The sequence below is a fragment of the Paenibacillus sp. S02 genome (genome assembly GCF_019454065.1).
GTDB classification, from domain to species: Bacteria; Bacillota; Bacilli; order Paenibacillales; family Paenibacillaceae; genus Paenibacillus; species Paenibacillus polymyxa_B.
On the sequence record NZ_CP073682.1, the window covers coordinates 5,323,205 to 5,338,486 of the forward strand.

Annotated in this window: 8 protein-coding genes, 1 tRNA gene and 3 rRNA genes; all 12 read right to left on the reverse strand. The window is 47.5% G+C overall.

What is annotated here, in order from left to right; genetic code table 11:
* Window positions 1-77: 77 nt before the first annotated feature.
* Complete coding sequence (pssA, locus tag KAI36_RS23795) at window positions 78-824, reverse strand: CDP-diacylglycerol--serine O-phosphatidyltransferase (protein ID WP_025723803.1); 747 nt, start codon at window positions 822-824, stop codon at window positions 78-80.
* Between the two features lie 54 nt (window positions 825-878).
* Entirely contained in the window at window positions 879-1,955 is a 1,077-nt protein-coding gene (gene disA / locus KAI36_RS23800; RefSeq protein ID WP_013312183.1) for a DNA integrity scanning diadenylate cyclase DisA, read from the reverse strand.
* A gap of 12 nt (window positions 1,956-1,967) precedes the next feature.
* Entirely contained in the window at window positions 1,968-3,341 is a 1,374-nt protein-coding gene (radA, locus tag KAI36_RS23805; protein WP_013312184.1) for a DNA repair protein RadA, read from the reverse strand.
* Window positions 3,342-3,581: 240 nt separating this feature from the next.
* A complete protein-coding gene (gene clpC / locus KAI36_RS23810) occupies window positions 3,582-6,026 on the reverse strand; it encodes an ATP-dependent protease ATP-binding subunit ClpC (RefSeq protein ID WP_023990572.1) in 2,445 nt (814 codons plus the stop codon).
* Between the two features lie 44 nt (window positions 6,027-6,070).
* Window positions 6,071-7,135 (reverse strand): protein-arginine kinase McsB, encoded by a 1,065-nt coding sequence (mcsB, locus tag KAI36_RS23815; protein ID WP_039274956.1) that lies wholly within the window; start codon window positions 7,133-7,135, stop codon window positions 6,071-6,073.
* A gap of 28 nt (window positions 7,136-7,163) precedes the next feature.
* On the reverse strand, window positions 7,164-7,688 hold the full coding sequence (mcsA, locus tag KAI36_RS23820; protein WP_220026170.1) for a protein-arginine kinase activator protein McsA: 525 nt from the start codon (window positions 7,686-7,688) through the stop codon (window positions 7,164-7,166).
* 69 nt (window positions 7,689-7,757) lie between these two features.
* Window positions 7,758-8,222: a CtsR family transcriptional regulator gene (locus KAI36_RS23825; RefSeq protein WP_013312188.1), complete on the reverse strand. Its 465-nt coding sequence runs from the start codon at window positions 8,220-8,222 to the stop codon at window positions 7,758-7,760.
* Between the two features lie 539 nt (window positions 8,223-8,761).
* The gene (locus KAI36_RS23830) at window positions 8,762-9,949 is read right to left on the reverse strand and encodes a GNAT family N-acetyltransferase (RefSeq protein WP_220026171.1); all 1,188 of its coding nucleotides are present in this window, start codon (window positions 9,947-9,949) and stop codon (window positions 8,762-8,764) included.
* A gap of 162 nt (window positions 9,950-10,111) precedes the next feature.
* Window positions 10,112-10,228 (reverse strand): 5S ribosomal RNA (rrf, locus tag KAI36_RS23835).
* A gap of 149 nt (window positions 10,229-10,377) precedes the next feature.
* Window positions 10,378-13,304 (reverse strand): 23S ribosomal RNA (locus KAI36_RS23840).
* 233 nt (window positions 13,305-13,537) lie between these two features.
* Window positions 13,538-13,613 (reverse strand) — tRNA-Ala (locus KAI36_RS23845).
* Window positions 13,614-13,713: 100 nt separating this feature from the next.
* Window positions 13,714-15,269 (reverse strand): 16S ribosomal RNA (locus KAI36_RS23850).
* The 16S, 23S and 5S rRNA genes sit together here with 1 tRNA gene alongside, the layout of an rRNA operon.
* Window positions 15,270-15,282: the final 13 nt, after the last annotated feature.

A 15,282-nucleotide genomic window follows, 5' to 3' on the forward strand; every position in this document is an offset into this window, starting at 1 on the left:
TTTATGCATAAAAAAAAGCATTTATCTCCCTGAAATGCTTCAAGGAAATAAATGCTTATTCTTGTTCTTGCTTGATACTAACGCTGTGAATGACGATATTGATCGTCCTGTTCTTCCTGACTGGAACGCTCCCGATCACGTCCACGTCTGCGTGACAGCTTACGAATGTTCAGCTTCATACCATACAATGCATACAGCACCAGCGGTACAAAAATCAGCTTCGACAGCTGGTCAGGGAATTTAACAGCCAACACCACCGCTGCAATTACGACCCATGGAGCAACCCAGATCGCTTTTTTGGGGAGGCCGACCTTTTTAAAATTAGGATATCTCATGGAACTGACCATCAAATAAGAAACTAGCAACATGGCAATCGACATGTATAACAATGAAATATCGTTATGGAATAAGGACAAAGTGGCTAATACGCCACCTGCTGCCGGAATTGGCAAACCCGTAAAATAACCTGGTACACCAGGACGTACGTTAAATCGAGCCAAACGCAACGCTCCGCACATCGGGAAAATGGCAGTAACCGTCCAAGCAAGAGCCGAATTCGCATCATGAAAAGCAACCATGTACATAATAACTGCGGGAGCAACACCAAAAGATATCATATCTGATAAGGAGTCCAGTTCTTTACCGAATTCGCTTTGGGCATTCAGGACCCGGGCCATCCTTCCATCCAGTCCGTCCAACAACATGGCGACAATAACCATAATAGCGGCAAGACTGTATTTTCCGTCTACAGCCAATAAAATGGCGATCATTCCGAGAAACAAGTTACCTAAGGTACACATGTTCGGAATTGATTTGGTAATCATCTCTTCACCTCAATGTATGAATTGTTCCATTATAATCCTTTCACTGTATTACATTTACATTTGCCTGTCAATGAAAACTTGTTCCTGCAAACGTTTAAGACCTTCTTTAATCGTACGCGCACGAACCTCTCCAATACCATCCACTTCATCCAGTTCTTCTATCGTTGCTGTTATGACATGTGGAAAACGTCCAAACCGCTCCACCAGATTATGAATAATCACATTCGGTAAACGCGGTATCTTGTTCAGTACCCGATAGCCGCGTGCAGCAATATATTCCTCTGATGTCGCAGCTGAAGAAGGGTAGCCTAGTAAACGTACAATATGATTCACATCCAACAATTCGTCGTCCGTAGAACGTTTGAGTCCCAATATAATTTCACGAATCTTCTCGTCGCTATCGTCTTTGGCATAATCCTTATACAGCAACCATGCTTCTTCCTCAATGTTGCTGACAAGCTCTTCCATCTGCATACTAATCAGACGGCCCTCATTTCCGAGCTCGTTAATAAATCGTTTGATCTCCATTTTGATGCGCAGCACCATTTCGATCCGCTGGATGACATTAACGACCTCCGGCATGGTAACCAGCTCTTCAAATTCAGATGCTGTCAAATTCGTAGAGGCTTGCCCCAACACGGATCTATATTTCTCTAACGTCTGAATAGCCTGATTGGCTTTCGTCAAAATAACCCCGATTTCCTTGAGCGCATACCGTAATGTCCCCTGATACAAGGTAATAATATTACGCCGCTGGGAAATAGAAACCACTAGTTTGCCAGTCTGCTTTGCAACTCGTTCTGCTGTCCGGTGCCGAATTCCTGTTTCAATTGAAGAAATGGAGGAGTCCGGAATCAGTTGCGTATTGGCATATAAAATTCGTTTTAAATCCTCGCTCAATATGATTGCGCCGTCCATTTTAGCCAACTCATACAAATAGTTCGGCGAAAAATCACAATTAATGGAGAAACCGCCATCCACGACTTCCATAACTTCTGGGCTATAGCCAACGACCAGAAGAGCACCCGTTTTGGCACGCAAAACGTTTTCCAACCCGTCGCGAAAGGGAGTTCCCGGTGCCACAAGCCGCAGCAAATCGTTCATTTTATCCAGTTGGCTCGCTTCTTTCATTCTCAATGCCCCCTAATCTAATGCGGCTGCCAGTGCATCTGCCACCGTTCCTACTCCTATAATTTGAATCCCTTTCGGATGTGTCCAGCCCTTCAAGCTTTTCTCCGGCATGATCACCCGTTTGAAACCTAGTTTCTCCGCTTCCCGTACTCGCTGTTCTGCTCGGGATACCGCACGTACCTCACCTGTCAGTCCCACCTCGCCAAAAATCACATCATACGGCTTAGTAGGAGCATCCCTAAAGCTGGAAGCAATGCTCACAGCTATAGCCAAATCCACCGCCGGTTCATCCAACTTCACGCCTCCGGCTACGTTGAGATAAGCATCCTGGTTTTGCAAAAACATGCCCATCCGCTTTTCTAGCACGGCTATGATTAATCCCATTCGATGATGGTCGACTCCTGTGCCCATTCGGCGCGGAGATGGGAAATGCGTAGCTGCAATCAATGCTTGCAGTTCAACCAATACAGGTCGGGTTCCTTCCATACTGGCTACAACAGTAGAACCCGCCACCCCCAGTGGTCGTTCAGACAGGAATAGTTCAGAAGGATTTGACACCTCACGCAAACCGCTTTCAGCCATTTCAAAAATACCAATTTCATTTGTAGAACCGAAACGGTTTTTAACTGCACGCAAAAGCCGATACGTATGATGACGCTCTCCTTCAAAATAAAGCACACAATCAACCATATGTTCCAACAAACGTGGACCTGCAATGGCCCCTTCCTTGGTCACATGTCCTACCAATACCGTAGCAATACCTAGCCCCTTGGCAATTCGCATAAAGCGTGAAGTACACTCCCGCACCTGAGCCACACTACCTGGTGCACTCGTCACCTCAGGCAAATATACGGTCTGTATCGAGTCGATGACCAAAAACTCCGGCTTCAAGCTGTCCACCGCTTCTTCAATCGTCTCCAAATTCGTCTCACATAATACGTATAGGCTGGGGGACAAGGCACCGAGCCGATCTGCACGTAGTTTCGTTTGACGGACAGATTCCTCACCAGACACGTACAGCACCTTTAAACCAGTTAAAGCCAGCTCATTAGATGTTTGCAGCATAAGCGTAGATTTACCGATTCCCGGATCACCGCCCACCAAAACGAGTGAACCCGGTACCACACCTCCACCGAGTACTCGATTCAATTCGCCAATTCCCGTCAAAATTCGTGTTTCTTTGCCACTCTCCACCTCTATAATAGGGAGTGGCTTGTCTTTTGTGCTATGAGTAAGAAGGGAAGACCCCATTCCTTGAGTTTTTACAACGCTTTCCGTTTCTTCGACCATGGAATTCCACGCCTGGCATCCAGGACATTTTCCGTACCATTTGGGCGATTCATAACCACATTCCGTACAGGAAAATTTAGTTTTCACTTTAGCCATACTTTATTCCTTGGCTCCTTATTGACGACGATGATGTCAAATTTATGTTCATACAGCCCAGAAAGAGCTGTAACAATAAAAGTTTACCATTGAAGCTTGGCGGACGTAAAGCAATATCACAAACTTTCCCAAAGCATTTACCCGACCATTTCACCGTGTTTTATACACAAAAAGGGTGTCTTCGCAATAGCTTTCCAGCCTGCGAGACACCCTTTTCTACTATTTATTTAGTAAACTGCTTTAGGACTTGGCAGATACATTATCCTTTTTCGTTACAGTCAATGCGCCATTCTCCTCATCAATGAAGAGAGAGTCACCTTTAGTAATGTTGCCAGTCAACAGTTCCTCGGACAGGCGATCTTCAATATGCTTCTGGATTGCACGACGCAATGGACGCGCACCATACGCTGGATCAAAGCCTTCCTTGGCAAGGAATTTTTTAGCGTTGTCTGTCAACTCGAAGTCCACCTCATACTCATTCAGGCGCTTACGCAGCTCCTCAGACATGAGTGACACAATTTCGGCAATATGTTTTTCTTCGAGAGAATGGAAAACGATAATTTCATCAATCCGGTTCAAGAACTCAGGACGGAAACTTTTCTTCAGTTCATCCATCACTTTGCCCTTCATATTATCGTAATCCGCTCCAGCGTCCACTACAGCTGTAAAGCCAAGCGTGGAGTTACGTTTAATCGCCTGTGCACCAACATTAGATGTTAGGATGATGAGTGTGTTACGGAAATCGACGACACGACCTTTGGAATCTGTTAGACGACCATCTTCCAGCACTTGCAGAAGAATATTGAATACTTCTGGGTGTGCTTTTTCAATTTCATCCAGCAACACAACAGAGTATGGCTTACGACGTACCTTCTCAGTCAATTGACCGCCTTCTTCATATCCAACGTACCCTGGAGGTGCTCCTACCAGACGGGACGTGGAGTGTTTCTCCATATATTCGGACATATCAATACGGATAACCGCATTTTCATCTCCAAACATGGATTCAGCCAAGGCGCGTGCCAACTCTGTTTTACCAACCCCAGTTGGGCCGAGGAAAATAAAGGAACCGATTGGACGCTTCGGATCTTTCAGTCCGGCACGTGCCCGGCGAATCGCCCGGCTTACTGCCTTAACTGCTTCATCCTGTCCAATTACCCGCTCATGCAGCAACTCTTCCATATTCAACAAGCGGTGTGTTTCTTCCTCTTTCAGCTTGCTGACTGGAACACCTGTCCAGATTGCAACGACCTGAGCGATATCCTCTGGTGTAACTTCAGAATCTGTACGACCCTGTTGTTCTTTCCATTGGTTTTTCGTCACGTCTAGCTCTTCACGGATTTTTTGCTCTGTATCACGCAGCGCTGCCGCTTTTTCAAACTCCTGACTTTGTACCGCTGAATCCTTTTCCTTACGGATATCTTCCAGACGGTTTTCCAGCTGTTTCAGGTTTGGCGGTACAGTGTAAGAATTCAGCCTTACTTTGGAGCCCGCTTCATCAATAAGGTCAATAGCCTTATCTGGCAGGAAGCGGTCGGTGATATAACGATCTGACAATTTTACGGCCGCTTCAATAGCCTCATCTGTGATCTTTACACGGTGATGCGCTTCGTAACGGTCACGCAGACCATACAAGATTTGAATCGCCTCTTCTGGAGAAGGTTGATCCACTGTAATTGGTTGAAAACGACGTTCCAAAGCAGCATCTTTCTCAATATATTTGCGGTATTCATCCAGCGTGGTCGCACCGATGCATTGCAGCTCGCCACGTGCCAGAGCAGGTTTCAGGATGTTGGACGCATCAATTGCGCCTTCCGCTCCACCAGCACCAATCAGCGTATGCAGCTCATCAATGAACAACACGATATTACCCGCTTGACGAATCTCGTCCATAATTTTTTTCAAACGATCCTCGAATTCACCACGATACTTGGTGCCTGCTACCACAGAACCCATATCCAGCGTCATTACGCGCTTGTCGCGCAACGTTTCGGGAATCTCATTCGCTATGATTTTTTGGGCCAATCCTTCGGCAATCGCCGTTTTACCTACCCCAGGCTCACCGATTAGAACCGGATTGTTCTTTGTACGGCGGCTGAGCACCTGAATTACGCGTTCAATTTCCTTGCTACGCCCAATAACAGGGTCCAGGTTGTTTTCCTTCGCAGATGCCGTCAGATCGCGTGCCAGACTGTCCAGAGTTGGCGTGCTGACATTAGCTGGAGCACCGTGATGGCTGGAAACAGCCTCGCTGCTGCCGAGCAATTGAAGCACTTGCTGACGCGCTTTGTTCAGACTGATGCCCAGGTTGTTCAGTACACGTGCTGCTACGCCTTCACCTTCACGAATAAGACCAAGCAAAATATGTTCTGTACCTACATAGGTATGGCCCAGTTTGCGGGCTTCATCCATAGACAGTTCGATGACTTTTTTGGCGCGTGGAGTATAGGCAATGTTCGTCGGTTGCTCTTGACCGCGTCCAATCAGCGTTTCCACTTCATCCTGGATTTTTTCCAGTCCCAGCCCTAAACCGATTAAGGCTTTTGCGGCTATTCCTTCACCTTCACGAATGAGGCCTAGCAAAATGTGCTCTGTGCCAATGTTGTTGTGTCCCAATCGAACAGCTTCTTCCTGAGCCAAAGCAAGCACTTTCTGTGCACGTTCCGTAAATCTTCCAAACATCATATATCCTGCACCTCCACAGTGTGTATTTCAGATCATTCTATATATTAAAGGGTTGTGCCTAATTTTTGCCGGATCAGCTTCGCCCGGTACATATCGCGCTCTTCGGTATTCATTTTATCCCCAAAGCTTTTTTGCAGGAACCCGGGTTGTGTCATCACATTCAGCTCATTCATCGCTGCGGTGGAAGGACGCTCCAAAATTCCTAAATCTACGCCAAGACGTACATCGGATAGCCGCTGTGCAGCCTCCTTGGAATCCAATACTGCTGCATATGACAAAATACCGAATGAACGCATCACCCGATCTGTAATTCGCAGCATAGATTCATTCATTAGCCTTTCTCTGGCAGAACGCTCATGCTCAATAATTTGTAGCACCACGCCATGTAGATTCTCAATAATCTCCGCTTCGGTTTGTCCCAGTGTAATCTGATTAGATACCTGAAACAAATTTCCGACCGCTTCGCTACCTTCACCGTAAATGCCACGAACTGTAAGACCTACCTGTGAAACAGCAGACAATATACGATTGATTTGATGAGTCATGACTAATGCGGGCAAATGCATCATCACCGAAGCTCTCATACCTGTGCCGACATTCGTCGGACAACTGGTCAGAAAACCTCTCCGATCATCAAATGCATAATCAACATGCGCCTCAAATGCATCATCAATAATCATAGCGCGTTCCCAAGCTTCCCTAACCTGACATCCCGGATATAAGCACTGGATACGCAGATGATCCTCTTCGTTTATCATAACACTAACCGATTCATCATCGCTTATTAAAACAGCACCGTTACGAGATTCGTTCGCCAAATTAGGACTAATCAAATGCTTCTCAACCAGCACCCGCTTGTCGATCTCATCCAACTCGGATATTTTCAACGTATGAAAAGTACCAAAACCACCCAAATCATCATACTGAAGGATATCCGTTAAGCGTTGAAGTGCTTCTTCCGATTGCTGATTGGTAGCAAGCATGGGAAAAGGCAGATGCTGCAAGTTACGCGCAATTCTCACCCGGCTGCTAATGACAATCTCCGAATCCGCAGCATCACCACGCATCCAGTCACTTAGCGGCTTCTCCGTAAACCGAATATTGGGCATTACGCATCCCTCCTACTCTTCACAAACTTTACTCTTTAGTCATTTCTTTTTCAAGCTCTCTGATTTGATCCCTAAGCTCAGCAGCTGATTCAAATTCTTCCTGTACAATATGCTGTTGCATCTCTTTTTTCAAATCGTCAATTTGCCGTTTAACCTTCAGTCGGCCTCCAGTGCGAACCGGAACTTTACCAACATGATTCGTACTGCCATGCACACGCTTGAACAGAGGGTCCAGACGACTATCAAAATATTGATAGCACGATGGGCATCCGAAACGTCCTAACTTACTAAACTGTGCATAGGTCATGCCACAATCCTTGCATTGCAGGTTCTGCGGACCACTGTGGCCTGGAGACTGGCTCTTTGTACTGGAGTCAAAATCCAACATCCCCGACAACAAGCTATGAATCGAAAAGCCGTTAGGTGTTCCAGGGATCATCTCCCCTTTTTCCTTGGCACACGTCTCACAAATATGAAACTCTGTCTTTTCGCCATTCACAATTTTGGTGAAATGCAAAGTTGCCGGCCGCATATTACATTCTTGGCACAGCATAAAAGCACCTCCTTCAATGTCAGGATTTATACCAATCCCTACATCCAAACGTTAGTCTCTATTCACACACTATTTGGTCGCCAGCAACGAGATCAGCATAGCCTTAAGCAATCTTGCTCGCAGTTGATCACGATAGGGAAGCTTCAGTAATAATGTATCCCTTGATAAAGCAGCCTTCATTAGATTTGCTTCCCTTTTGCTTAAAAAATGGGCTTCCTCTAACTGATAAATCAGTCCTTCGGCTGCCGATTGGCTTATTTCCTCCCCGATGCTCTGATGAAGATGTGTATGGATGGCATGCTGTGCAGGCAGCTGAATTCGCTGAATACGAATGTAGCCCCCGCCACCGCGTTTACTTTCCACCACATAGCCTTTTTCCAGCGTAAACCGGGTGCTAATTACATAATTAATTTGCGACGGCACGCAGGAAAAGCGGTCAGCCAGATCATTGCGCTGAATCTCCACTAAACCTTGGGGACTTTCCAGCAATATACTCTTCAAATATTGTTCAATAATATCGGAAACATTGCGCATTTCATCATCCTCCACTAACGGAAACGCAAGTATTCAAGTACATTTCACGCTCCACAGAGTCCGCCGTATATTGAACTTAACCAAACGGTAAAGTCACGAATCTAAGCTGTATTCAGGCTATTGCCTGATCTACATCCATTGGAATTGTACCGTTTTGTCTCTAGTGTGGCCTTTATTTGCGATTAATCATACACTTCTCTTATGTTCATAAGAGTCAGCTCCTAACTATACGCAAATCATTTCGATCCTCATTTACTTCTTTGCTATCAAAATTACCTTATACAGCTAATCCATCAGCATAGTACTTCTACAGAATCACACTAGGCTTGATTGACTTTGACTTTCTTTGACTATATTCATATTATAGCACATTATTCATTTTTGCCAAGGGGTCAATACCATTTTTCGCAATCTAATTATGTTTTATACAATACCATAAAAAAACTCTTCCCATTACAGAAAGAGTTTTGAAAATTATGATAACCACACAAGTCATGTTCCCTGAAAGATGGAGCCTAAGAAGAACTAAATGGCCTTTATCAGAAAAAATCCAATAAGAACGTTTGTTTTACTGGTATTACACGTTTAAGTGCAGACACAGACTCACTGCCCCCTTCAATACGACCCCATTTATACAGATCATCAGCCTGCTGGTAGCCAAGCATCAGAGTGGTCAGTGACTGAATCCCAAGTTTCAAGTCAGCTACTATGGCGTTTTCAGATGAATTGCTTATATCCACTCTCTCCAGATGTCCTTGCCCCTTCGTAGTAATCGTTAATCTCCATAATCCATCATTCCATGGAGCATACCGATCAGTCAGATTTAAGGTTAAACTTGTTTCTTCTCCAATCTGTTCAAAAGGGTATCTTTCTATAAAAGCAGCTGCATCCACAATACGACCCATAAAATAAGGCACAGTTTCCTGTTGAATTCGTGGATCATCGAGTAAAAATGGCAGATTGTCATCTGCTGGAACGTAATTAAATTTACCTTGGGCTATCATTGAGTCATGATTTGCAAAATAAGTCCATAAAGCCCGACGAGCCGTCTCATTTTCATAAATCAACTCATCACAATTCAACTGTTTATCTTCAATTTTGTATAGTGCATATCCCTGAGGATCGCCTGTTTCTGAGTAATATACCGCAGTTCGATAGTTCTCATTTAAAATCCGCTCTTGCCACCATTCCTTATCTCGTACCAGCGTGCCATTATAACGAGATGCATACGCTTGATACACTTGGTCCAATTCTAAAATATCTTTGACATCGCGTTTGACTGTACCTTCTGTTTTAAGTTTTGCAGGGAATTTATCAATGGGAATGACGTACTTTTTATATTCAATATACGTTTCCCAACCAAATTTACGATAGAAGGCAAAGGAGAATGGATGCAGAAAAGAAAGGCTTTGTCCCGCAGACTTCATTTCTTCAAGCGCATGCGTCAGCAAACGTGACACCATGCCTCCGCGACGCTTTTCTGGCCACGTTGCCACACCAGCAATGCCCCCCATATCAAAAACCTGACCGTTTATGTATACCTGTAGCGGTAACAAAGTCAGTTTAGCATTCAAGTCATGTCCGTCGAATATTCCCCATGTTTGCTCTGGTTTGAATTTCTTCTTGGATTTTTCCAGATCCTCCAGGGACATTGTAAACTGAAAAGCATATTGAGATAATTCAATAGCCGCTTCAAATTCCTCACGTTGTAATTGTCTGATCTCCATAACTTCGTCACCTCGCTTGTATACTTGGGCATCCATAAAAAGATTACACACTTAGAGTGTGGCAAACCCCATTCTCTCTGTCAACCTTAGAAGCAGATGTTCATCTAAAAACGCATAAAAAAGGATGATAATCTCAATGAGATTATCATCCTTTTCACTTTTGCTTGGCGACGTCCTACTCTCCCAGGACCCTGCGGTCCAAGTACCATCGGCGCTGGAGGGCTTAACGGTCGTGTTCGGGATGGGTACGTGTGGAACCCCTCCGCTATCGCCACCAAACATGAATTTGCTGTGCAAATTCTACCGTATGGTTATTCGGTTCATCACTATCGTGTGAATGAATAGCCATGCGCTTGTCGTATGTCACTTGTACATACCTTCAAGGTTACACCCTGAAAACTGGATCCGAAACTCATTTGCGTTTTATTTAGGATAAGCCCTCGACCGATTAGTATTGGTCAGCTCCATGCATTACTGCACTTCCACCCCCAACCTATCTACCTCGTCGTCTTCAAGGGGTCTTACATACTGGGAAATCTCATCTTGAGGGGGGCTTCACGCTTAGATGCTTTCAGCGCTTATCCCTTCCGTACATAGCTACCCAGCGGTGCTCCTGGCGGAACAACTGGTACACCAGCGGTACGTCCATCCCGGTCCTCTCGTACTAAGGACAGCTCCTCTCAAATTTCCTACGCCCACGACAGATAGGGACCGAACTGTCTCACGACGTTCTGAACCCAGCTCGCGTACCGCTTTAATGGGCGAACAGCCCAACCCTTGGGACCTACTTCAGCCCCAGGATGCGATGAGCCGACATCGAGGTGCCAAACCTCCCCGTCGATGTGGACTCTTGGGGGAGATAAGCCTGTTATCCCCAGGGTAGCTTTTATCCGTTGAGCGATGGCCCTTCCATGCGGTACCACCGGATCACTAAGCCCGACTTTCGTCCCTGCTCGACTTGTAGGTCTCGCAGTCAAGCTCCCTTCTGCCTTTGCACTCTTCGAATGATTTCCAACCATTCTGAGGGAACCTTGGGGCGCCTCCGTTACTCTTTAGGAGGCGACCGCCCCAGTCAAACTGCCCACCTGACACTGTCCTCGCACCGGATTACGGTACCAAGTTAGAACCTAGATACGATCAGGGTGGTATCCCAAGGATGCCTCCCTTCAAGCTGGCGCTCAAAGTTCAACGGCTCCCACCTATCCTGTACAGATCGTACCCAAATTCAATATCAAGCTGCAGTAAAGCTCCATGGGGTCTTTCCGTCTTGTCGCGGGTAACCTGCATCTTCACAGGTATTAAAATTTCACCGGATCTCTCGTTGAGACAGCGCCCAAGTCGTTACGCCATTCGTGCGGGTCAGAATTTACCTGACAAGGAATTTCGCTACCTTAGGACCGTTATAGTTACGGCCGCCGTTTACTGGGGCTTCGGTTCATAGCTTCGCCCCGAAGGGCTTACCACTCCCCTTAACCTTCCAGCACCGGGCAGGCGTCAGCCCGTATACTTCGCCTTGCGGCTTCGCACAGACCTGTGTTTTTGCTAAACAGTCGCTTGGGCCTTTTCACTGCGGCCCCCTCGGGCTATTCACCCTACCGAGGCACCCCTTCTCCCGAAGTTACGGGGTCATTTTGCCGAGTTCCTTAACGAGAGTTCTTCCGCGCGCCTTAGAATTCTCTTCTCGCCTACCTGTGTCGGTTTGCGGTACGGGCACCTTCTCCTGGCTAGAGGCTTTTCTTGGCAGTCTGAGATCATGACCTTCGCTACTACAATTTTCGCTCCCCATCACAGCCCAGCCTTACGATGTGCGGATTTGCCTACACACCAGCCTCACTGCTTAGACGGACATCCATCAGTCCGCGTCACTACCCTACTGCGTCACCCCATCGCTCATAACGGATTACGGTGGTACAGGAATTTCGACCTGTTGTCCTTCGACTACGCCTATCGGCCTCGCCTTAGGTCCCGACTTACCCTGAGCGGACGAACCTTCCTCAGGAACCCTTAGGCTTTCGGCGGATCTGATTCTCACAGATCTTTTCGTTACTCATACCGGCATTCTCACTTGAATGCAGTCCAGCGCTCCTTACGGTACACCTTCAACCCGCATTCAACGCTCCCCTACCCCTGATGCAAGCATCAAGCCATAGCTTCGGTGGTGTGTTTAGCCCCGTTACATTTTCGGCGCAGAGTCACTCGACCAGTGAGCTATTACGCACTCTTTCAATGGTGGCTGCTTCTAAGCCAACATCCTGGTTGTCTGTGCAACTCCACATCCTTTCCCACTTAACACACACTTGGGGACCTTAGCTGATGGTCTGGGCTGTTTCCCTTTCGACAATGGATCTTAGCACTCACTGTCTGACTCCCGGAACTAAATCTATGGCATTCGGAGTTTGACTGAGCTTGGTAACCCTTGCGGGCCCCGCACCCAATCAGTGCTCTACCTCCACGATTCTTTTTTCCGAGGCTAGCCCTAAAGCTATTTCGGGGAGAACCAGCTATCTCCGGGTTCGATTGGAATTTCTCCGCTACCCCCACCTCATCCCCGCATTTTTCAACATGCGTGGGTTCGGGCCTCCAGTGCGTGTTACCGCACCTTCACCCTGGACAGGGGTAGATCACCCGGTTTCGGGTCTACGTCCACGTACTCATTCGCCCTATTCAGACTCGCTTTCGCTGCGGCTTCAGCTCTTCACCTTAACCTTGCACGGGAACGTAACTCGCCGGTTCATTCTACAAAAGGCACGCCATCACCCATAGATCGGGCTCTGACTTCTTGTAAGCACACGGTTTCAGGATCTATTTCACTCCCCTTCCGGGGTGCTTTTCACCTTTCCCTCACGGTACTGCTTCACTATCGGTCGCCAGGGAGTATTTAGCCTTGGCAGATGGTCCTGCCGGATTCATACGGGGTTTCACGTGCCCCGCACTACTCGGGATCCGTCTCGGAGAGAACAAGTTTTGAACTACAGGGCTTTTACCTTCTCTGGCGGGCCTTTCCAGACCTCTTCATCTAACCGGTTCCTTTGTAACTCCATGTGAGACGTCCCACAACCCCAAGGAGCAAGCTCCTTGGTTTGGGCTAATCCGCGTTCGCTCGCCGCTACTGACGGAATCACTATTGTTTTCTCTTCCTCAGGGTACTTAGATGTTTCAGTTCCCCTGGTCTGCCTCTATTCTGCCTATGTATTCAGCAGAAAGTGACTGTCGATGAAGACAGCCGGGTTTCCCCATTCGGACATCCCCGGATCAAAGCTTGCTTACAGCTCCCCGAGGCCTTATCGTTGTTCGCCACGTCCTTCGTCGGCTCCTGGCGCCTAGGCATCCTCCGTGTGCTCTTTGTAGCTTAACCTAGTATTTACATCGTAAATACGATTTGCTTTGAATTTCGGTTCAACACAAATGTGTGAATGAAATTCAAGGCAGCTACCTTTATTTCACTTGTTTACACAAGATCAGCTTAAAGGAATATTCTAAAACGCAATTTCGTTTCGGTATCCAGTTTTCAAGGTGCAAAGCTGTTTGATTATCAGTCAATCTCCAAAGAGTTAACGATTCTCATACAGTTTAAGATGAAATTGTAATTGGTGGAGCCAAGCGGGATCGAACCGCTGACCTCCTGCGTGCAAGGCAGGCGCTCTCCCAGCTGAGCTATGGCCCCTCACAAGTTCCATCAAAACTGAACAAATGGAATGATGATTTTTTTTGAAGCTTACGCTTCATATTTGAATGTTTCCGTTGCAGGAAACGATTCTCCATAGAAAGGAGGTGATCCAGCCGCACCTTCCGATACGGCTACCTTGTTACGACTTCACCCCAATCATCTACCCCACCTTCGGCGGCTGGCTCCCTTACGGGTTACCCCACCGACTTCGGGTGTTGTAAACTCTCGTGGTGTGACGGGCGGTGTGTACAAGACCCGGGAACGTATTCACCGCGGCATGCTGATCCGCGATTACTAGCAATTCCGACTTCATGTAGGCGAGTTGCAGCCTACAATCCGAACTGAGACCGGCTTTTCTAGGATTGGCTCCACCTCGCGATTTCGCTTCCCGTTGTACCGGCCATTGTAGTACGTGTGTAGCCCAGGTCATAAGGGGCATGATGATTTGACGTCATCCCCACCTTCCTCCGGTTTGTCACCGGCAGTCTGCTTAGAGTGCCCAGCTTGACCTGCTGGCAACTAAGCATAAGGGTTGCGCTCGTTGCGGGACTTAACCCAACATCTCACGACACGAGCTGACGACAACCATGCACCACCTGTCTCCTCTGTCCCGAAGGAAAGATCTATCTCTAGACCGATCAGAGGGATGTCAAGACCTGGTAAGGTTCTTCGCGTTGCTTCGAATTAAACCACATACTCCACTGCTTGTGCGGGTCCCCGTCAATTCCTTTGAGTTTCAGTCTTGCGACCGTACTCCCCAGGCGGAATGCTTAATGTGTTAACTTCGGCACCAAGGGTATCGAAACCCCTAACACCTAGCATTCATCGTTTACGGCGTGGACTACCAGGGTATCTAATCCTGTTTGCTCCCCACGCTTTCGCGCCTCAGCGTCAGTTACAGCCCAGAGAGTCGCCTTCGCCACTGGTGTTCCTCCACATATCTACGCATTTCACCGCTACACGTGGAATTCCACTCTCCTCTTCTGCACTCAAGCTCCCCAGTTTCCAGTGCGACCCGAAGTTGAGCCTCGGGATTAAACACCAGACTTAAAGAGCCGCCTGCGCGCGCTTTACGCCCAATAATTCCGGACAACGCTTGCCCCCTACGTATTACCGCGGCTGCTGGCACGTAGTTAGCCGGGGCTTTCTTCTCAGGTACCGTCACTCTTGTAGCAGTTACTCTACAAGACGTTCTTCCCTGGCAACAGAGCTTTACGATCCGAAAACCTTCATCACTCACGCGGCGTTGCTCCGTCAGGCTTTCGCCCATTGCGGAAGATTCCCTACTGCTGCCTCCCGTAGGAGTCTGGGCCGTGTCTCAGTCCCAGTGTGGCCGATCACCCTCTCAGGTCGGCTACGCATCGTCGCCTTGGTAGGCCTTTACCCCACCAACTAGCTAATGCGCCGCAGGCCCATCCACAAGTGACAGATTGCTCCGTCTTTCCTCCTTCTCCCATGCAGGAAAAGGATATATCGGGTATTAGCTACCGTTTCCGGTAGTTATCCCTGTCTTGTGGGCAGGTTGCCTACGTGTTACTCACCCGTCCGCCGCTAGGTTGATTAGAAGCAAGCTTCTAATCAACCCCGCTCGACTTGCATGTATTAGGCACGCCGCCAGCGTTCGTCCTGAGCCAGGATCAAACTCTCCATTAAAGACCAACCGAAG